This is a genomic window from Sediminicola luteus (assembly GCF_040566555.1).
Lineage (GTDB): Bacteria > Bacteroidota > Bacteroidia > Flavobacteriales > Flavobacteriaceae > Sediminicola.
This window is the reverse complement of the sequence record NZ_JBEWYP010000003.1, coordinates 293,384-312,550: the sequence shown is the minus strand read 5'-3', so window position 1 is coordinate 312,550 and position 19,167 is coordinate 293,384. Positions and strand designations below refer to the sequence as shown.

General features: G+C 37.4%; 17 protein-coding genes. 10 read left to right on the top strand and 7 right to left on the bottom strand.

The annotated features are described in order from the left end of the window. Window positions 1–36: 36 nt before the first annotated feature. Window positions 37–1,098: an acyl-CoA reductase gene (locus ABXZ32_RS07680; protein WP_354618090.1), complete on the bottom strand. Its 1,062-nt coding sequence runs from the start codon at window positions 1,096–1,098 to the stop codon at window positions 37–39. 66 nt (window positions 1,099–1,164) lie between these two features. Here ABXZ32_RS07680 and ABXZ32_RS07675 point away from each other — a divergent pair, with 66 nt between their 5' ends. Next, the gene (locus ABXZ32_RS07675) at window positions 1,165–1,515 is read left to right on the top strand and encodes a 4Fe-4S dicluster domain-containing protein (RefSeq protein ID WP_354618089.1); all 351 of its coding nucleotides are present in this window, start codon (window positions 1,165–1,167) and stop codon (window positions 1,513–1,515) included. A 47-nt stretch (window positions 1,516–1,562) separates the two neighbouring features. On the opposite strand, the gene ABXZ32_RS07670 is transcribed toward ABXZ32_RS07675, so the two are convergent. Together ABXZ32_RS07670 and ABXZ32_RS07665 are read right to left on the bottom strand one after the other, a co-directional pair. Further along, window positions 1,563–2,306 carry a class I SAM-dependent DNA methyltransferase gene (locus tag ABXZ32_RS07670; RefSeq protein WP_354618088.1) on the bottom strand — a complete coding sequence of 248 codons (744 nt, stop codon included), beginning with the start codon at window positions 2,304–2,306 and terminating at the stop codon, window positions 1,563–1,565. A gap of 62 nt (window positions 2,307–2,368) precedes the next feature. Continuing rightward, complete coding sequence (locus ABXZ32_RS07665) at window positions 2,369–5,254, bottom strand: TonB-dependent receptor (RefSeq protein WP_354618276.1); 2,886 nt, start codon at window positions 5,252–5,254, stop codon at window positions 2,369–2,371. Between the two features lie 378 nt (window positions 5,255–5,632). Between ABXZ32_RS07665 and ychF the strand changes: the two genes are divergently transcribed. The 5 genes from ychF (at window position 5,633) to ABXZ32_RS07640 (ending at window position 13,061) form a co-directional block, all read left to right on the top strand. Beyond that, window positions 5,633–6,727, top strand: coding sequence for a redox-regulated ATPase YchF (ychF, locus tag ABXZ32_RS07660; RefSeq protein ID WP_354618087.1), 1,095 nt, complete (start codon window positions 5,633–5,635; stop codon window positions 6,725–6,727). A 311-nt stretch (window positions 6,728–7,038) separates the two neighbouring features. After that, window positions 7,039–8,892: a DNA topoisomerase IV subunit B gene (locus tag ABXZ32_RS07655; protein ID WP_354618086.1), complete on the top strand. Its 1,854-nt coding sequence runs from the start codon at window positions 7,039–7,041 to the stop codon at window positions 8,890–8,892. Between the two features lie 31 nt (window positions 8,893–8,923). Further along, window positions 8,924–11,572, top strand: a complete 2,649-nt coding sequence (locus tag ABXZ32_RS07650) for a DNA gyrase/topoisomerase IV subunit A (protein WP_354618085.1) — start codon at window positions 8,924–8,926, stop codon at window positions 11,570–11,572. Between the two features lie 8 nt (window positions 11,573–11,580). Then, entirely contained in the window at window positions 11,581–12,015 is a 435-nt protein-coding gene (mscL, locus tag ABXZ32_RS07645; protein WP_354618084.1) for a large-conductance mechanosensitive channel protein MscL, read from the top strand. 86 nt (window positions 12,016–12,101) lie between these two features. Further along, complete coding sequence (locus ABXZ32_RS07640) at window positions 12,102–13,061, top strand: sterol desaturase family protein (RefSeq protein ID WP_354618083.1); 960 nt, start codon at window positions 12,102–12,104, stop codon at window positions 13,059–13,061. Window positions 13,062–13,304: 243 nt separating this feature from the next. Here the strand turns inward: ABXZ32_RS07640 and ABXZ32_RS07635 are convergent, their stop codons facing one another. Together ABXZ32_RS07635 and ABXZ32_RS07630 are read right to left on the bottom strand one after the other, a co-directional pair. Next, complete coding sequence (locus tag ABXZ32_RS07635) at window positions 13,305–13,682, bottom strand: DNA topoisomerase IV (RefSeq protein ID WP_354618082.1); 378 nt, start codon at window positions 13,680–13,682, stop codon at window positions 13,305–13,307. 81 nt (window positions 13,683–13,763) lie between these two features. After that, window positions 13,764–14,171 carry a helix-turn-helix transcriptional regulator gene (locus tag ABXZ32_RS07630; protein WP_354618081.1) on the bottom strand — a complete coding sequence of 136 codons (408 nt, stop codon included), beginning with the start codon at window positions 14,169–14,171 and terminating at the stop codon, window positions 13,764–13,766. A gap of 296 nt (window positions 14,172–14,467) precedes the next feature. Here ABXZ32_RS07630 and ABXZ32_RS07625 point away from each other — a divergent pair, with 296 nt between their 5' ends. The 4 genes from ABXZ32_RS07625 (at window position 14,468) to ABXZ32_RS07610 (ending at window position 17,633) form a co-directional block, all read left to right on the top strand. Then, window positions 14,468–15,577 (top strand): M14 family metallopeptidase, encoded by a 1,110-nt coding sequence (locus tag ABXZ32_RS07625; protein WP_354618080.1) that lies wholly within the window; start codon window positions 14,468–14,470, stop codon window positions 15,575–15,577. A gap of 114 nt (window positions 15,578–15,691) precedes the next feature. Next, window positions 15,692–16,171 carry an Lrp/AsnC family transcriptional regulator gene (locus ABXZ32_RS07620; RefSeq protein ID WP_354618079.1) on the top strand — a complete coding sequence of 160 codons (480 nt, stop codon included), beginning with the start codon at window positions 15,692–15,694 and terminating at the stop codon, window positions 16,169–16,171. A 65-nt stretch (window positions 16,172–16,236) separates the two neighbouring features. After that, window positions 16,237–16,752 (top strand): DinB family protein, encoded by a 516-nt coding sequence (locus tag ABXZ32_RS07615; RefSeq protein WP_354618078.1) that lies wholly within the window; start codon window positions 16,237–16,239, stop codon window positions 16,750–16,752. Next, entirely contained in the window at window positions 16,752–17,633 is an 882-nt protein-coding gene (locus ABXZ32_RS07610; RefSeq protein WP_354618077.1) for a YihY/virulence factor BrkB family protein, read from the top strand. The genes ABXZ32_RS07615 and ABXZ32_RS07610 overlap by 1 nt, the downstream gene beginning before the upstream one ends. Window positions 17,634–17,636: 3 nt before the next feature. Here ABXZ32_RS07610 and ABXZ32_RS07605 read toward each other — a convergent pair whose 3' ends face one another. Beyond that, window positions 17,637–17,963 carry a hypothetical protein gene (locus ABXZ32_RS07605; protein WP_354618076.1) on the bottom strand — a complete coding sequence of 109 codons (327 nt, stop codon included), beginning with the start codon at window positions 17,961–17,963 and terminating at the stop codon, window positions 17,637–17,639. A gap of 99 nt (window positions 17,964–18,062) precedes the next feature. Further along, window positions 18,063–19,124, bottom strand: coding sequence for a 3-dehydroquinate synthase (gene aroB / locus ABXZ32_RS07600; protein ID WP_354618075.1), 1,062 nt, complete (start codon window positions 19,122–19,124; stop codon window positions 18,063–18,065). Window positions 19,125–19,167: the final 43 nt, after the last annotated feature.

Below are 19,167 nucleotides of genomic sequence, written 5' to 3'. Positions count from 1 at the left end.
ATTATGACCAAATTAAATAGGTAAAATCAGGTAATTTTATGCATTTATCAGAAATTCTACTGTATCAATTCCATCGGCATAGTCCGATAAATTTGGATTCTGCGTTTCTCCAAACGCAATTTCCCCATCTATAATCCCATTGCCAACAACGCATTGTATTTTTTCCTTTTCAGCTTCAAGTTTTAATTCCAATTCTTTTAATGAATCATATACCTCGTAAAACACAGTGGCTATGGGGGAGGAATAACTTTCGTCTTCCTTAAGCATCAAAAAACCATTGTCGAGCAACTTAAATTCACTCATTAGATAAACCGCCTTGTTGTAATCATAATTATTGGAATACTTTACTTGATTGATTATCGGATTATAGGAAAAGATAGCCTCAAAAAAGACATTGAAATTATAGTTTTTGGGAACAAAAAACTTAGAGACACTTCTACATCCAAGCCCATAGTATCTAAAAATATCCTCTCCCAGGGCATTCAATTGTTCCGATGTTTCATTACCCGTCAGAACGGCCACGGAATTCCTATTTCTCCTAATAATATTGGGTTTATTCCCAAAATAATGCTCAAAGTACCTTGCAGTGTTATCACTTCCAGTGGCAATCACTACATCAAAACCCTTCATTTGTCCTTCCGTAATGGTAATTTCATTTTTTAGGGTAGGGGCAACGTGAGTTAAATATTTTATCACGCAGGGAAGTAGGATATTGTCATTGGAGGATAATTTAATCAAGGCTTTGTTGCCTGTTAAAATAGTAACCATAAAATCATGAAAACCGACCAAAGGGATGTTGCCCGCCATTATCAAGGCCACAGTTTTAGGTTTATTTAGATCAACATCATAGTCTGACAGCCATTTGACAAGTTTTTCCTCAGTCAATAAGTCTCCCCATTTTTCTAAACAAAAAAGGATATTCTCTTTAATGAACCATCCATTTTTATGTCCAGCTAAAGTAATTGTTTCATCGAATTTTAAAAACCATTCATTAGTAGATTCTTGATTGTGTTCACTTTTATTGGAAAATTCACAAAACTCTCGGAACAAATCACCAAGTTTAACAAATGCTTCTAATCTCAGTTCAAGCTCAGTCATTATATTTGTATAGTGTTTTAATAGGATTTACCTTTGTGCAAAAGTAAGCAATAGAAAAAGAAAATTATGGCAATTATAATAACTGATGAATGTATAAATTGTGGGGCTTGTGAACCGGAATGTCCAAATACCGCAATTTATGAAGGAGCAGATGACTGGAGATATAGTGATGGTACTTCCTTAAAAGGGAAGGTTGTATTGCCAAATGGCTCTGAAGTGGATGCCGATGAAGTACAAGAACCAATAAGTGACGAAATTTATTATATCTCCCCTGACAAGTGTACAGAATGTGTGGGTTTCCATGAGGAACCCCAATGTGCAGCGGTATGTCCGGTGGATTGTTGTGTTCCAGATGACAGTCATGTGGAGACAGAAGAAGAATTACTGGCAAAACAGCGTTTTATGCACCCAGAATAAGAATGGTAAGCATTATTATTAAAAGCCCAATCCTCTGATTGGGTTTTTTATTTGTTCTTTTTAGCAACGATCACAAAAGTATCAAAGGCATAGGTAGGCCTGTCCATTGAGTCCTTAACTTCAAATCCTGCCTGTTTAAGTGCTGACCTTATTTCCGTTTCTGTAAATACCTTGAATATTACCGTGTCCTTTCCCAAAAACAGATTTTCTGCACTTCCTTGTTCATAGTAGGAGGCCGTCCAATGAATTAATTCCGGGTCATCTTTCATGGAATACCATTCTGAAGTTCTATAATAATTGGTATTCCCCACCTTGGATGTATGAAGTACTGTTGGGTTTTCACGGATATATGGTATAAACTTCGTTGCATCTATACAATCAAAAATCATATATCCATTTAGATTCAAGACCTTATGGATACACTTAAAAGTGCTCAAAAGGTCATCACTTGTAAGTAAATAACTGGTTGATCTACCTGTTATAAGGGCGGCATCAAATCTTTTGTCCAAACTAAAATTTCGCATATCCCTATGGACAAAATTCCCGTTTGGAAATTTTTCCCGTGCAATGGACAGCATATGTTCGCTATAATCCAATCCCAGATAGGCATCAAAATCTTTACTGAAATAAGTTGCAAGGTTCCCCGTACCACAACCTAATTCCAAAATGGATTTTACCTTGTTTTCTTGACACAGTTGTGCGTAAAATACATATTCGGCATTATAGTCTATAAAGCCTTTATATATTTTATCAAATACCCTGGATAATTTTGGACCGTATAAATTACTCATATCTGTAACAAAAAAAAGCTACCTAAAAATAGGTAGCTTTTTACAATTAATCTAGTTGTTTACTAGAATCTGTAGTTCACTGAAAAATTCATCATTGTTCCTAATTGACTAAAATGATATCCATCATAAGTCATTTGAGAGTAACGTGAATTGAAAGTTATTAAATTAGCTTGTTCGTCTATTAATGTCAATCCACTTGCTTGGATAGTAGGATTGTCAATTATAGCCTGACCCGCTGCATTCTCTGCTTTAAATGACCATTCTGGCAGCACATCCAATAGGTTATTAATATTCAATGCTAGAGTAAGTTTAGGAGTCGCACTAAAGGTAACACCTAAATCTGTTACAATTTTTGGTGTAAACTCAGTTCTTAAATCATTACTCATCCCTTGCTGCTTGAAAGTAGTCTTACCGAAATAGGTGTTGTTTAAAGAAAAACCAAACTTGTTGATGTCATAATTAGCACCTAAGATCCATTTGGTCTCTGGTCTAGAGGTAAAGAACAATGCCTCTTGTGTGTCGTTCACAACTGACTGTCCGGCATTCGCAACTAGAGTTGGATTTTTTACAGCTCCATCTCTTTCGTTTTGAATAGTATAGTTACCAGATAAGTTTAAATCAAGTAAACCTTGACCTAGCATAATATTATCATAGCTCAATACTACATCTATACCTGAGGTCCTAGTGTCAATAGCGTTCGCAAAGAAACTAACATCTGACAAATTATTATCTCTCAAGATATCATCAAGAGGAGTAGTTCCTATATTATTGCCGTTATCATCAAATTCGGTTCCTGTGATTTCAGAACTTAAAACAATTCTGTCTTTCACTGCGATGTTATAATAATCTAGGGTATAGCTAAATCGACCAGCAATTTTACCACCTAATCCTATAGTAAAGTTATTTGAAGTTTCAGCATCCAATTGTGGAATACCCAATAATTTGGCCTGGGTAGAAACATTGTTAACTAAACCACCAACTTGAATACCTTGACCAGGCACAAAGCTATACTGCGCTTTTTGTGTATAAATTTGGTGTAGGGTAGGAGCTCTGAAACCTGAAGAAAGCGAACCTCTTAAAGTAAAGGCATCACTAACTTTATAACGAGAGCTGAATTTATAAACAAAGGCATTACCAAAATCAGAATAGTTCTCAGTACGAACAGTTCCGCTTAATAGGAATTCATCAGATACATCATAATCCAAACTGAAGTAACCACCAATATTATAACGGTTAAATTTTCCAGAGTTTTGAGGGGATGCTCCTGCAAAGGAATCGGCTCCACCACCATCGTAAGAAGCTAGTTCACCTTCAATAACTTCAAAAGTTTCGGTTCTGAACTCAGCACCAACACCTATACTTACTTTATCAGAAAGGATTCTTGAAATATCAATGTTTCCTACATTATGGGAGAAAGCAGTTCCACCCGGATCAAAGGATTGCTGGCTATTTTCTCTATACAGTTGAGATCCTTGGGAAATTTCAACCCCTTCACCTTGTTCTACTGTCCCATTACCATCTGCATCGTAGGCGGTTGTATTAACATTGCCATCACCGTTAGAGTCAACCCATGTAGAAGGAGAGTACACAAAATTTCTATTGTGCGTATTATTCACTTTGTAAGTCTGTGTATTTCCACCGGTAGTAAAACTGGCATCTATGTTCCAGTCATTAATAGTAGATTTAAAACCAACAGTAGCATTATAATCAGATAATAAGCCTTCAAATGTTGGTAAATAACCATCATAACCACCAGCTGTAGTAGGATTGTCTCCTGGAAAGAAATCCGCTAGATAAGGGAAATCATCTAAAGTTCTCCAATATGGAGTTCTGTAATTTGCAAAACTGTTTACAGCTTTGTAAACATAAGCCGCATTCCCATATAACTGCGTATTATCACTTAAGTCATATCCCATGTTGATCGAAAACTTGGAAGCCGCTGTTTCAGGTGATGCATTAATATTCCCTCCATCTGGTTTACGGGATAAAAATTCTTGGACAAAACCGAGATCCGCTCCAAATCCTAGGTCACCATCAGCTTCAGCTAATGCGTTTACTTTACCTGGTCTGTTTGCCTGATTTACTTTTGATAAATCTATGGTGTAGTTTACAAAGCCTTTGTCGTCACCTATGGTACTACCGTTGTTAACTGCAACTCCAAACATTTCGCCATCACCTTCTGAGGTAATTCCTGTCCTAACAGTTGCAGATCCTTCACTTGGGCTATCTTTTAGAATAATGTTCATTACCCCGGCTATGGCATCAGAACCATATTGAGCAGAAGCTCCATCTCTAAGTATTTCAACTCTTTTGATAGCGTCTGTTGGGATAGCTGAGATATCAGCACCCGTTTCACCTCTACCTGGCGAAGTTTGTGTGTATAATAAGGCACTTAAATTTTTCCTTTTACCATTGATCAAAATCAAGGTTCTACTTGGTCCCATGTTTCTAATTTCATATGGATCCAAAAGAGAAGTTGCATCGTTCACCGGTGTTTGAACCGTGTTAAAAGATGGAATCCTATACTGTAACGCCTTATCAAAGGTCATTTGTCCAGTTGAAGTCAATTCCTTGGCTCCAATAACATCTACTGGTAATGGGCTGTCAGCGTTACTTCTAGGTGCTGTACGTGAACCTACCACAATAAATTCTTCCAATTGCATTCCTTCTGCAAGTGTAACATTAATTGTAGACTGACCTGCAACTTTTACTTCCGTAGTTGCAAATCCTACATAACTGAATACCAAAGTAGCATTGTCCGCCACAGATATTTCATAGTTTCCATCAAAATTGGTTGATGTTCCATTATTTGTACCCTTTTCTACAATGTTCACTCCTGCGAGGGGCAAACCTGCGTCATCCTTTACTGAACCACTTACCGAATTCTGCGCAAAGGCAGTCGATACGGATAGTAAAAGAAATGCTGTAAAAGCATAAAACAATCTCATATAGTTTAAGTTTTGAGTTAATATGTTGCCGAAAATAACAAAAAATTTATGAATTAACATTTTTTTGTGAAATATAAAGTCCAATCGTGAATTTTCTGTTTAATCAAAGGAATGGCAAGTCAGTCATATAGCGGGTTATAATTCAAGGATATTTTCTTAATAAATTTATCAAAAACTTTAATGATAAAATATGGGGTGTATAGGTAATTCTTGTCCATAATAAAGGAAGCCTTAAGATTAATCTGCTTTATTATTCCCTTTAACACTACAAATTCACTTAAAGTTCAATGACTTTAACTGTCTGGTGATAGTTTGTGGAATCAATGGTTTGGAATTTGCTTTTTAGAACTATATTTGCACCCTCAAAATAATGAAAGAATGAAAGCAGGTATCGTAGGATTGCCAAACGTTGGTAAATCAACACTTTTCAATTGTTTGTCCAATGCAAAAGCACAAAGTGCCAATTTTCCGTTTTGCACCATAGAGCCTAATATAGGGGTGGTAAACGTGCCAGATGCTAGATTAGAAAAATTAGAATCTTTGGTCAATCCGGAGCGAGTTCTACCAGCAACCGTAGAAATAGTTGACATAGCAGGGTTGGTAAAGGGAGCCAGTAAGGGAGAAGGTCTTGGAAACCAATTTTTGGGGAATATCCGTGAAACCGACGCAATTCTTCATGTCCTAAGATGTTTTGATAACGACAATATTGTTCATGTAGATGGATCCATCAATCCTATTAGGGATAAGGAGACCATTGATATGGAATTGCAATTAAAGGATCTTGAAACGGTAGACAAAAAGCTTGAAAAAGTAAAACGCGCTGCCAAAACTGGGAATAAGGAAGCACAAAAGGAAGAAGCTGTCCTATTGAAAATTAAACAAGGTTTGGAAGCGGGTGTTTCCATTCGCGCCCTTGAATTTAGCAAAGAAGACAGAAACGAATTTGTAAAGCCGTTGCAGTTTATTACAGATAAACCGGTGATGTATGTCTGTAATGTAGATGAAGAATCCGCAACCACAGGTAATAGCTACGTGGATAAAGTAAAAGAGGCGGTAAAGGACGAGAATGCAGAAGTTATATTCTTAGCAGTAGGGACAGAAGCTGATATTACTGAACTGGAAACTTATGAAGAGCGACAAATGTTTTTGGAAGATCTTGGTCTTGAAGAACCGGGATCTGCCAAATTAATTCGCGGGGCATATAAATTATTAAATCTTGAAACCTATTTTACAGCAGGGGTCAAAGAGGTAAGGGCATGGACTATTCCCGTTGGGGCAACGGCGCCACAGGCAGCTGGAGTAATTCATACCGATTTTGAAAAAGGATTTATCCGTGCAGAAGTGATTGCTTACGACGATTTTGTTGCCTTTGGAAGTGAGGCCAAGGTTAAAGAGGCAGGTAAAATGAAAGTAGAGGGCAAAGAATACATCGTTAAAGATGGTGATGTAATGCACTTCCGTTTTAATGTGTAAGAATCACAATTAATAAGGTTTAAATTATCTTTATACTTTAAACGGTAATAAAAATAATACCCCAAGTAGGATAGATGTCAAAATAGGGCATTCATTTTACTTGGGGTGTTTTATTATATTTTTGCTATATTATCGTTTAGGTCCTTCAGGTAATTCTGATTTTCTACTACCGTTACTGAAATCGAAATCCCTTGGAATACAATCTATATCAACAAATGAATACAAGCTATTGTTAATTACTTTAACAAGTAGTGTTTTTATCTTTTTAGAACACTCCCTATATTAGCAACGCGCCTTAAACTACTTAATTAATGGAAAACACCCAATATACCGAAGATAATATACGTTCATTGGATTGGAAGGAGCATATTCGTATGCGACCTGGAATGTATATTGGTAAATTGGGAGATGGATCCTCTGCAGATGACGGTATCTATATACTTCTTAAGGAAGTTTTGGATAACTGTATAGATGAATTTGTAATGGGGGCAGGGAAGACCATAGATATCAGTATAAAGGATAATGTGGTCAGTGTTCGTGATTATGGCCGGGGTATTCCTTTGGGCAAAGTTGTGGATGTTGTTTCCAAAATGAATACAGGTGGTAAGTACGATAGTAAGGCCTTTAAGAAATCGGTAGGTTTAAATGGGGTTGGTACAAAAGCTGTCAACGCATTGTCCACTTTTTTTAAAGTAGAATCATCTCGAGAAAATAAATTAAAAACAGCAGAATTCCATCAAGGCAATCTGGTCTCTGAAGATGGCCCTGTGGAAACAACAAAACGTAAAGGAACCAAGGTTTCCTTTATTCCTGACGAGGTTATCTTCAAAAAATACAAATACAGGAATGAGTATGTGGAGCGCATGCTTAAATACTATGTCTATTTAAATCCAGGGCTGACCATTGTTTTCAATGGGGAGAAATTCCATTCAGATAATGGTTTAAAAGATTTATTGGAGGACAACAATTCCAAGGATGATATGCTCTATCCAGTAATTCATTTAAAGGGAGAGGATATTGAGGTTGCCATAACACATAGTAAAACACAGTATAGCGAGGAGTATCATTCCTTTGTGAATGGACAGCACACCACGCAGGGGGGGACCCACCAATCTGCATTTAGGGAAGCGGTGGCAAGGACCATTCGTGACTTTTACGGCAAAAATTATGAGGCTTCCGATATACGGAAATCCATAATTTCCGCCATTGCCATTAAAGTGATGGAACCTGTATTTGAAAGTCAGACCAAAACAAAGTTGGGTTCTACGGATATGGGAGGCGATTTTCCCACGGTGAGGACCTACATCAATGATTTTGTTGGAAAGCAGCTAGACAACTACTTGCATAAAAACCCAGATACCGCAGAAAAACTGCAGCGAAAGATCATGCAGGCGGAACGCGAAAGAAAAGAACTTTCCGGAATTCGAAAACTGGCAAAGGATCGGGCTAAAAAAGCGAGCTTGCACAACAAGAAACTTAGGGATTGCAGGGTGCACCTTGGGGATATGAAAAACGAAAAGCGGTTGGAGAGCACCTTATTTATTACAGAGGGAGATTCTGCATCCGGCTCCATTACCAAATCTAGGAATGTAAATACCCAGGCTGTTTTTAGCCTTAGGGGGAAGCCATTGAATTCCTATGGCATGTCCAAGAAAATTGTATACGAGAACGAAGAATTCAACTTATTGCAGGCGGCCTTGAACATAGAAGAATCTATGGAGGATCTCCGGTATAACAACGTTGTGATCGCTACGGATGCCGATGTTGATGGAATGCACATCCGATTGCTGTTGATTACATTCTTCCTACAATTTTTTCCCGAGCTCATTAAGGAGAACCATCTCTATATTTTGCAGACCCCTTTGTTTAGGGTACGCAATAAAAAAGAAACCATCTATTGTTATAGTGAGGATGAACGAAGAGATGCCATAGAGAAATTAACAGGAAAACCTGAGATCACAAGGTTTAAAGGTCTGGGGGAAATCTCCCCGGACGAATTCCAGCACTTCATTGGGGACGACATTCGTTTAGAGCCCGTGATGTTGGATAAAGCGCTGTCCATTGAGAATTTATTGGAATTCTATATGGGCAAAAACACACCCGACCGCCAGAAATTTATTATAGAAAATCTTAAAGTTGAACTTGATCTTGTCAAGGACAACTAAATATAAACCAAACTAATACGAATCTTTCTGAATGGAAGAGAATGAAGAAGTAAATGAAGGAATTAATGAAAACCTAGATAACTCCCAGGACTCCTTGACCAAGGTCACAGGGATGTATAAAGATTGGTTTTTAGATTACGCTTCCTATGTTATTTTAGAACGTGCTGTACCAGCTATCGAAGACGGATTTAAACCCGTACAGAGACGGATCATGCACGCCCTAAAAGAACTGGACGATGGAAGATATAATAAGGTGGCAAACGTTGTTGGACATACAATGCAGTACCATCCCCATGGTGATGCCAGTATAGCTGATGCCATGGTGCAGATCGGTCAAAAAGATCTGCTGATCGACACCCAGGGTAACTGGGGTAATATTTTAACTGGGGATGGGGCAGCGGCATCGAGATATATTGAGGCCAGACTTTCCAAATTTGGACTGGAAGTTGTTTTTAGTCCAAAAATTACAGAATGGCAACAGTCCTATGACGGCAGGAGGAAAGAGCCAGTAAACCTTCCGGTTAAATTCCCACTTTTATTGGCCTCAGGTGCCGAAGGAATTGCGGTGGGACTTTCCACAAAAGTACTGCCACACAACTTTATTGAATTAATAGACGCCTCTATCAAACATTTGAAAGGACAGCGTTTTACCCTTTTTCCTGATTTTCCGACGGCTGGTATTATCGATGTGACCAATTATAACGAAGGACTCAGGGGAGGAAAAATTCGCGTAAGGGCAAAAATTTCACAACTGGACAGGAATACGCTGGTTATAAACGAAATTCCATACGGAACCAATACTTCTAGTTTAATAGATTCCATCCTAAAAGCAAATGATAAAGGGAAAATAAAAATTAAAAAAATTGAAGATAACACTGCTGCGGATGTAGAGATTTTGGTGCATTTGCCAAGTGGACTTTCACCCGATAAGACCATTGACGCCCTTTATGCCTTTACAGCCTGCGAATCTTCAATTTCACCTTTGGGATGTATTATAGAAGACAACAAACCTCTTTTTATTGGAGTGGTTGAAATGCTGAAAAGGTCCACTGATAATACGGTAGACTTATTAAAGGCTGAATTGGAAATACAGCTTTCCGAACTTGAGGAGCAGTGGCACTTTACTTCTTTGGAACGGATTTTCATTGAGAAAAGAATATATAGGGATATTGAAGAGGAAGAGACCTGGGAAGGGGTTATTAAGGCTATTGATAAGGGACTACAACCTCATGTCGGCCATCTAAAAAGAGCTATAACTGAGGAAGATATAGTCCGACTTACAGAAATTCGGATCAAAAGGATTTCTAAGTTCGACTTGGAAAAGGCCCAACAATTTATTGAAGGTCTGGAAGAAAAAATTGCACAGGTAAAGCATCACCTTGAGCATTTGATTGAATATGCCATAGACTATTTCAAAAGTCTAAAGGAAAAATACGGAAAAGGTAGGGAGCGTAAATCGGAAATTAGAGTTTTTGATGATATTGAAGCTACCAAGGTGGTTATTCGGAATACAAAACTCTATGTGAACAAAGAGGAAGGTTTTGTTGGAACTTCTCTAAAAAGGGACGAATATGTGACCGATTGTAGTGATATTGATGATATTATTTGTTTTACGAAGGATGGCAAGATGATGATCACCAAGGTGGACGCCAAGACTTTTATCGGTAAAAATATTATTCATGTTGCAGTTTTTAAGAAAAAGGATAAGCGCACCATTTATAATATGATCTATAAGGATGGGAAAGGTGGTCCTAGTTATATTAAACGTTTTAATGTAACCAGCATTACCAGGGACAAGATTTATGACCTGACCAATGGTAAGGCCAATTCAGAATTATTGTACTTCTCCGCCAATCCCAATGGGGAGGCCGAAGTGGTTACTGTAATGTTGAGACAGGCAGGCAGTATTAAAAAATTAAAATGGGATATCGATTTTGCCGATGTGCTCATCAAAGGCAGGGCTTCTAAAGGAAATGTTGTTACGAAATACCCTGTTAAGCGAGTAGAACTAAAAGAAAAGGGTGTTTCTACCTTGAAGCCAAGGAAAATCTGGTTCGATGACGTGGTTAGAAGGCTCAATGTTGATGGCAGGGGAGATCTATTGGGGGAATTTAGAGGAGATGACCTGCTTCTTGTTGTGACCCAAAAAGGAATCGCCAAAACATTGATACCTGATCTTTCAACGCATTTTGATGAAGACATGATTTTGTTGGAAAAATGGAATCCGGAAAAGCCATTATCCGCTGTGTATTATGAGGGGGAAAAGGAAAAGTATTATATCAAACGCTTTGTCATTGAAAATGAAGGCAAAGAGGAATTGTTCATTTCTGAACACCCTAAGTCGGTCTTAGAACTCGTTTCCACGGATTGGAGACCTGTCGTAGAAATAGAATTTACCAAGCCCAGAGGCAAGGATGCAAAACCCAACCAAACAATTGATTTGGAGGACTTCATAGCGGTTAAGGGAATTAAAGCTTTAGGTAATGTATTGACGTCAGAAAAGGTAAAGAGTGTAAACGCTTTGGAACCATTGCCATTTGAAGAGCCAGAGGAGCAAAAGCCAGAGGACATGGAAGTTGTTGATGAAGAGCCGTTAGACTCTTCCAGTGAAGCTACTTCAAATTCCACGAAGCCCAAGGGGTCCAAACCAGAAGATGAGGGCCAGACTTTATTATTCTAAATAATGCCATGAAAGATTTTTTTAAAGAATTTAAGAATTTTGCGATCAAGGGCAATATGATCGATATGGCGGTGGGTATCATTATAGGAACCGCCTTCAACAAGGTGGTCGATGCCATAGTAAAAAAGGTGATCATGCCTCCGTTGAACTTATTGACAGGTGGCGTAAATTATTCCGATAGAAAGTTTATCCTTAGGGAAAAGCAAGAGAATATAGAAGAAGTTGCTATTGCTTATGGCGAACTGATCGAAGTTTTTGTGGACTTTATTGTAGTGGCCTTTACCATATTTGTGGTCATCAAGTTTATCAACCGCTTTAAATCCAAATCGGAAGATCCTAAAAATCAAGAAGTGGCCACCCCAAAAAATTTAGAATTGCTGGCCAATCTGGAGGAATTAATGAAGGAACAAAATAATTTATTGAGAAGTATAAAAGAAAAATAGAAGCTTGTATTAATTTGATATGTTGATGTTAAAGTATTAAAGAGTAGCGTGAGTTTATTGTTATATTTACAAAAAATGTAGTTTTTATGGATTTTACCAATCCGTTAGTATACGGAGTCCCCTGTTTTATTGCCTTTATCTTATTGGAATTAACTTACAGCAAAACCCACGGAGATGATGACCTTTACGAGTGGAAAGATTTTGCCGCCAGTGGCTTTATGGGCATTGGTTCCGCTATTATTGCCCCTTTAATTAAAGTAATATCTGCCATTGTAATCTTTGAATTTACCTATGAGCTTTTTAATCCTGTAGATGTTTCAGGAGTTCGTACAAACATTCTAGGATATGAATCATTTGGGTATGCCTGGTATGTCTGGCTTCTTTGTCAATTTGCAGATGATTTTACCTATTATTGGTTCCATAGGGCAAACCACGAAATACGTATTTTATGGGCTGCACATATTGTACACCATTCTTCAGATAATTTTAATTTAGGTACTGCTGTAAGAAACGGCTGGTTCACCATATTGTACAAGCCCTTATTTTATATGTGGATGCCTGCATTGGGCTTTCCTCCAGAAATGGTTGTGGTCTGTTTGGGTATAGAGGCATTGTGGCAATTTCAGCTTCATTCGGTCTATGTCCCAAAAATGGGTTTCTTAGAGAAGATCTTTAACACCCATACCATGCATCAGGTGCACCATGCACAAAATGTAGAATATTTGGACAAAAACCACGGAGGGTTTCTGAATATATTTGATAAAATCTTTGGTACCTGGAAAGAACTGGATGATGATATAGATGTAAAGTACGGGGTAATACACGCACCTGATTCCCATAATCCCATTGTGATCCTTACTCATGAGTTTAAGGACATTTATAAAGACGTAAAGAAATCTAAGAAGCTCTCACATGCGCTGATGTATATCTTTGGCCCTCCGGGCTGGAGTCACGATGGCAGCACATTAACTGTAAAGCAACAACAGCGACTTTTTAAGGAGCATAAGGATGTTAATCCGGAATTGGCTTATAGTAGGCCAAATTAGGTAACAGAGCATTATACATATAAAAAAGCCCTTGGAACTCCAGGGGCTTTTTTATGTTTTGGGGAGAATATAAAATTGGTGCTACTTGCACGCAGTTTCGTTCTCCTGATCAGCATTCTTGTAGTATCTGATATCGTAAAATGAGTAGAGGTTGCATCAAGTATGCAGAATCCACTTATGGAGTCGTATATAAATTGTGATGATGGCTGAAATCACCCCTATCCAATAAAAATCAAAAGCAGTTTAATTTGTTTTTGTGGCTGTTCCCCTGGATTTCTTTTTGTTGCCTACAATATTGTATTCAAAGGTATAGCTGTCATTCGTAGTAGAGAGGATCTTCATATGCACCGATTTCTCCTCTGCCATGTTTTTTGGATTAAGCTTTTTCACTATGTACTCACAGTCGTTGATCCATCTTACGGAAGAAGTGTCGCTCTTCCCTTGGAAATAGTCGATTTCAATGTCGTTTTTACGAATGAAGGTAGTTGTCAATTCTTCACCGTTCACCGTAGAAGTAAAACTGAATTCCCCTTCTTTAAACTGGGTACAGTTGCGCTCTGGCTGGTAACATGACACGCATAGGAGAACAGAAAATACAATGTAAAATGAATTTTTAACCATACCACAAAGAAAAGAAAATTGCGGTTATCTACCATTGAAACTTTTTACAACTTTTAAAACAAACCCCTGAAAAAAGGAGCACTATTCTTTATTTCCGAAGTACGATGAAAAACTTCCATCCGAATAAAAAATAACAATTCGTTCTACTGTTTTATTTAAAGAGCTCTTAATGTTATCTAACCTTGGGACCGGAGGTTGGGAGGTCTCTTTTACTTTTGGTTTTTCAGGGGTAGGGAGTTGGGTAGCTTTCTCCTCGTTTTTATTTGAAGGAAAATTACCTTCTCCCTGAAGTAACCAATAAAGATTTACTTCTGGAAAGGCATGGACAATCTTTAATACAAATTCCAAGCTCGGTTTATTTCTCCCGGTTAACAAGTGTGAAATACTGGAACGCTGAACCCCAATTTTATCAGCCATGGCAGAGGCTGAAAGATCATAATACTGGATCACCAGTTCAAGTCTTTTTAAAAATGCATCTTGGTTTAACATTGTAACATATTTAATACAAAAGTAATCATTTCCCCTTCAACTTCAAGTAATCAGATCCCTTAATTTGCTATAATAAATTGAATTATGACTTTAAAATAAAGTATATAACATATTGATATAATGAGATTTAAGATATAACTATACAAATTTCCTATTTGTTAGATTTTAGCTGTTTACAAAAACGCAACATTAATACAATATGCTACATAAAATCGTATACAATTGTATATTTTTATTGTTTACAATTGTAATTGTATTTGATGTTAGTTTTGTAAACAAATAAATGACAGAATTACATGCAACCATTTAATTTGGATTATTCAACGATAAAGGAAAAGACGGTTACGGGAAGATATGTGACCAATGCAGAGGTTGATAAATTTTTAAACCTACACTCCAAAGAATTTAAAATAGAGGAAATAGGTTTTTCTGTACTTCAGAAAAAAATTAAAATGGTCACTATTGGTTCAGGTCCTAAAAAAATATTGATGTGGTCCCAGATGCATGGAAATGAATCCACCACCACCAAAGCTGTTTTAGATCTATTGAACTATTTAAAGGAACCTTCAGATCTTGCAAAAACAATTCTCAAGGAATGTACCTTAAAAATTATCCCCATACTAAATCCTGATGGGGCTGCTGCATACACACGTATAAATGCCAATGAGGTCGATTTAAACAGGGATGCCCATGATCGGTCACAACCAGAAAGCAAGGTGTTGAGAACAGTTTATGATGCTTTTGAGCCCGACTTCTGCTTTAACCTACATGATCAAAGGACCATCTTTAATGTTGGTAATGATCAAAAGCCAGCAACCATTTCATTTTTGTCCCCTGCCCATGATCAGGAAAGGAGTATTTCTAAAACGAGGGGAATAAGCATGCAGTTGATCGCAGCTATGAACAGTTTAATTCAAAAATTGATTCCAGGACAAGTCGGTCGGTATGATGATAGCTTTAACCATAATTGTGTGGGAGATGCATTTCAAATGTTGGGGACACCCACCATACTTTTTGAGGCAGGGCATTTTGAGGATGATTATAAAAGGGAACATACCAGAATGTACATTTTTTATGCCATGTTAAAAGGGGTAGAGACCATTGCAAAATCGGAGATAGAACAATATCCCCAGCATATGTACTTGGAAATTCCGGAAAACAGCAAATTGTTTTACGATATCTTAATTAAAAATGTGGACCAAGTAGTGCCCCACCTTCCCAAAAATTCGGATTTAGGTATCCTTTATAAAGAGGTTTTAGAATCCAACACTATAAAATTTATGCCGTTTGTTGACAAGACAGGCGATCTTGGTGACTATTTTGGACATAAAACGTATAATTGTCTCGAGGAAAATGATGCGGAAATCGTAAAATCCAATAAAAAACTAATGAATTCTATAAGATAAAAATTGAATGAAATCGTTTGAAATATACAAATCGTTATGATTTTCTTAAAAAAATAGATTATTTATTACATTTAATTCCTTTATTTTCTATTTTTGCTCAAAATATTTACACCAATGAGTAAAGTTAAATTAGACGAAATAGATCACCAGATTCTGGACATGCTTATAGACAATACCAGAACTCCATTCACAGATATAGCAAAAAAATTATTGATCTCAGCAGGTACTGTACATGTTAGGGTGAAGAAAATGGAAGAAGCAGGAATAATCAAGGGTTCATCATTAACCTTGGATTATGTCAAATTGGGGTATGCCTTTATTGCATATGTAGGTATATTCTTGGAAAAAACACATCAAACAAAATTTGTCTTGGAGCGTTTGAGTCAAATTCCTTTTGTAACTGTAGCACACATTACCACCGGAAAATTTAATATTTTCTGTAAAATCAGGGCAAAGGATACGAACCACGCTAAAAATATCATTTTCAAAATTGATGATATTGATGGTATTAGCAGAACTGAAACTATGATTTCATTGGAAGAAAGCATTAATGATAAGAAACGTTTGATGCACACTATTTTCAACGAGCTATAACGAATTTTAAATCTTATTAACCATCCCAATCATTACCTTTGATTGGGATTTTTTATTTTTATACAATGAGGACAACAGATTTAAGCACTACAGATTACAATTCTTATTACCAACCCTATATAGAGGCCTTAGGGGATGTAGAATTAATGGACGGATTGAAAACAGGTATGGATCAATTTGTGAACCAAATAAAGAACATTCCTGAAGAGAAATTAACGTATGCTTATGGAGTTGGAAAATGGACCATTTTAGAGGTTTTGGTGCATTTGATTGATACCGAGCGGGTTTTTCAATATAGGGCCTTGCGTTTTTATAGAAATGATAAAACGCCCTTACCTGGATTCGACCAAGATGAATATGTGCCTGCTTCCAAAGCCAATAAGCGCACTAGAGAAAGTATTATAAAAGAATTTAAGGCCGTAAGGCAATCTACCATTGCATTATTCGAAACCTTTGAAGAAGAGGGGTTAAAAAGAACTGGAATGGCCAGCAGTGCTAAAATGAGTGTTGGGGCAGCCGGATTAATTATTTCTGGACATCAGAAACACCATCAGGCCATTATTGAGAACCGATATTTATAATGAGTGATAGCGTACAGATTTTCTTTTCCCTATTAAAAAAAACATTTGCTGCATGGTATAAGGACGATCCATTTGGTAAAAGTGCCATTATTGCGTACTACACTTTATTTTCACTTCCTTCCTTATTAATGATCGTTGTTACCATTTCTGGGTATTTTTTCGGTGTGGATGCTGTGAGGGGAAGAATCGTAGAAAAGTTAGGCGGATTGATAGGGGAAGGGGTGTCCGAGGCTATAGAAGCAATGATTGCCAATGCTACCCTCAACCAAAGTAGTACTTTTGGTGTTATTCTTGGAGTTGCCATGCTGCTTTTTGGTGCAACCGCTGTTTTTGTTCAATTAAAAAAGACCATGAACGCTATTTGGCATGTGAAATCAAAAAAAGAAGGATATATAAAAACGTTGGTGGACAGATTGATTTCTTTTGGAATGGTCTTGGTCTTGGGATTTTTATTTTTGGTCTCCTTGGTGCTGTCCGTCCTATTGAATGTTATGAGTGAATATATAGGGCAAATAGCACCTTATATTGCGGCCATATTTGCAGATATTGTGAGCTTCCTTCTTTCCTTTGGTATTATTACGGGCTTGTTTGGAGCTATTTTCAAATGGTTGCCGGATATTGAGATCCGATGGAAAACTACTTTCTACGGAGCCGGACTCACCACCATCCTTTTTTTGTTAGGCGAGTACCTTTTAGGATTTTATTTTACCAAAAGTGATCCAACATCCGTATATGGAGGGGCCTCTTCGGTAGTTTTAATCTTGTTGTGGGTATACTATACCTGTATCATCATATTTTTTGGTGCAGAATTTACCTATCAATACGCTACTTATCGCAATGAAAAGGTAGGGCCAAACAAAAGAGCTATTAGTGAAGAATAACAACTATTCGTCAAAATCTTCTTCATGCCTATCTTCGTACTCATACTCGGTTTCTTCATCTCCAGCAATAACCTGAGGTTTGATGGGCTTGATCTCTAATTCCTTTTCCATTTTATCATCAAATTCAGCAATAAATCGTGCTAAACACTTACTGATCTTAACAAGATAAAGGGTGTCATTGGTTTTTACTTCAACGGCTTCCACAATTTCACCATGCATGTTCTTAAAGGAGATAATATCACTATCTCCATATCCGTGGGGATATTTTTCAATAAGAAGGTTGGCTACTTGATGGTCCAGTTTTTTGTAGTCTACTAGTCGGCGTATCATAGTTTGGTTTTTAGGATGGTTTCTTATCCTAAGCTATGTTATTTATTCGTTACGCAACTGAAAGAGTTGTAAAACCACCCTTTTAAGTAGGTGTAGGCATTAATCTTTGTAGTAATCAAATGCCTTGATATACAAATCGTTAGGTATTTTTATGTCAATAACAGGGTTTCCGATAGATTCTAAGAGCACAAAATTGATATTGCCATGGGAGTTCTTTTTGTCAAACTTCATTAAACCCAAGATGGCTTGTATATCTTCTTCAGTGAAAGCTACTTTTTTATACCTTTTAAGAAAGGTGGTCTTAATATCTTCCAGTTCCTTTTCCGATAGCCCTGTCAGTTCTTTGGATAAAAACGCTTCCATAATCATCCCTACAGCTATGGCCTCCCCGTGTAAAAGGGTCTCATGTGATGAGCTCTCCAGGAAATAGGATTCTATGGCATGCCCAAGGGTATGACCGAAATTCAAGATCTTTCTTATGTTTTGCTCTGTAGGATCCTGTAGTACGACTTCATTTTTTATTTGTACGGAATGATAGATGAATTCATCCATAGTATCAAAATTGGAAAGTAATTTAAGTTCTTCCCAATACTTTTTTTCCTTGATAAGGCCGTGTTTCAACATTTCGGCAAACCCGCTTTGAAGTTGTCTTTCCTCCAGGGTATTTAAAAATTGGGACACCACCAGTACCATCTGTGGCTGGTTGATAACACCAATCTGATTTTTTATAGCTCCCAGGTCTATTCCGGTTTTACCTCCTACAGAGGCGTCTACCATAGATAATAGGGTAGTGGGCACATTAATAAAATGGATGCCCCTTTTAAAACAGGAGGCTATAAATCCGCCCATATCGGTTATGACCCCACCTCCTAAATTGATCATTAGACTTTTACGGTCTGCATCCAATTCGGACATGGCTTCCCAAACCTGAGTACAGGTCTCCAGATTCTTATGGATTTCCCCCGCTTCTATTTCAATGATCTCGTAAACATAATCTCCCTCTATTTCTGCCATAAACTGGGGCAGGCAAAGATTATGGGTGTTTTCATCTACCAAGATGAAAATTTTGGAATAATCAGCACCCTTTAAGTGCTTGTTTAATGCCTTAAAAGCGTTTTCGTTGAAATGTACGGCGTAGGAATCACTGGATATCGACTTCATTCTGAGCGTATTGAAAAAGACAAAATAAAGGCTATTTTTATAG

Bases quoted from the DNA above. Each gene is read 5' to 3' on its own strand.
- ABXZ32_RS07680 (WP_354618090.1), bottom strand. From the start codon at position 1,098: ATGACTGAGCTTGAACTGAGATTAGAAGCATTTGTTAAACTTGGTGAT.
- ABXZ32_RS07675 (WP_354618089.1), top strand. From the start codon at position 1,165: ATGGCAATTATAATAACTGATGAATGTATAAATTGTGGGGCTTGTGAA.
- ABXZ32_RS07670 (WP_354618088.1), bottom strand. From the start codon at position 2,306: ATGAGTAATTTATACGGTCCAAAATTATCCAGGGTATTTGATAAAATA.
- ABXZ32_RS07665 (WP_354618276.1), bottom strand. From the start codon at position 5,254: ATGAGATTGTTTTATGCTTTTACAGCATTTCTTTTACTATCCGTATCG.
- ychF (WP_354618087.1), top strand. From the start codon at position 5,633: ATGAAAGCAGGTATCGTAGGATTGCCAAACGTTGGTAAATCAACACTT.
- ABXZ32_RS07655 (WP_354618086.1), top strand. From the start codon at position 7,039: ATGGAAAACACCCAATATACCGAAGATAATATACGTTCATTGGATTGG.
- ABXZ32_RS07650 (WP_354618085.1), top strand. From the start codon at position 8,924: ATGGAAGAGAATGAAGAAGTAAATGAAGGAATTAATGAAAACCTAGAT.
- mscL (WP_354618084.1), top strand. From the start codon at position 11,581: ATGAAAGATTTTTTTAAAGAATTTAAGAATTTTGCGATCAAGGGCAAT.
- ABXZ32_RS07640 (WP_354618083.1), top strand. From the start codon at position 12,102: ATGGATTTTACCAATCCGTTAGTATACGGAGTCCCCTGTTTTATTGCC.
- ABXZ32_RS07635 (WP_354618082.1), bottom strand. From the start codon at position 13,682: ATGGTTAAAAATTCATTTTACATTGTATTTTCTGTTCTCCTATGCGTG.
- ABXZ32_RS07630 (WP_354618081.1), bottom strand. From the start codon at position 14,171: ATGTTAAACCAAGATGCATTTTTAAAAAGACTTGAACTGGTGATCCAG.
- ABXZ32_RS07625 (WP_354618080.1), top strand. From the start codon at position 14,468: ATGCAACCATTTAATTTGGATTATTCAACGATAAAGGAAAAGACGGTT.
- ABXZ32_RS07620 (WP_354618079.1), top strand. From the start codon at position 15,692: ATGAGTAAAGTTAAATTAGACGAAATAGATCACCAGATTCTGGACATG.
- ABXZ32_RS07615 (WP_354618078.1), top strand. From the start codon at position 16,237: ATGAGGACAACAGATTTAAGCACTACAGATTACAATTCTTATTACCAA.
- ABXZ32_RS07610 (WP_354618077.1), top strand. From the start codon at position 16,752: ATGAGTGATAGCGTACAGATTTTCTTTTCCCTATTAAAAAAAACATTT.
- ABXZ32_RS07605 (WP_354618076.1), bottom strand. From the start codon at position 17,963: ATGATACGCCGACTAGTAGACTACAAAAAACTGGACCATCAAGTAGCC.
- aroB (WP_354618075.1), bottom strand. From the start codon at position 19,124: ATGAAGTCGATATCCAGTGATTCCTACGCCGTACATTTCAACGAAAAC.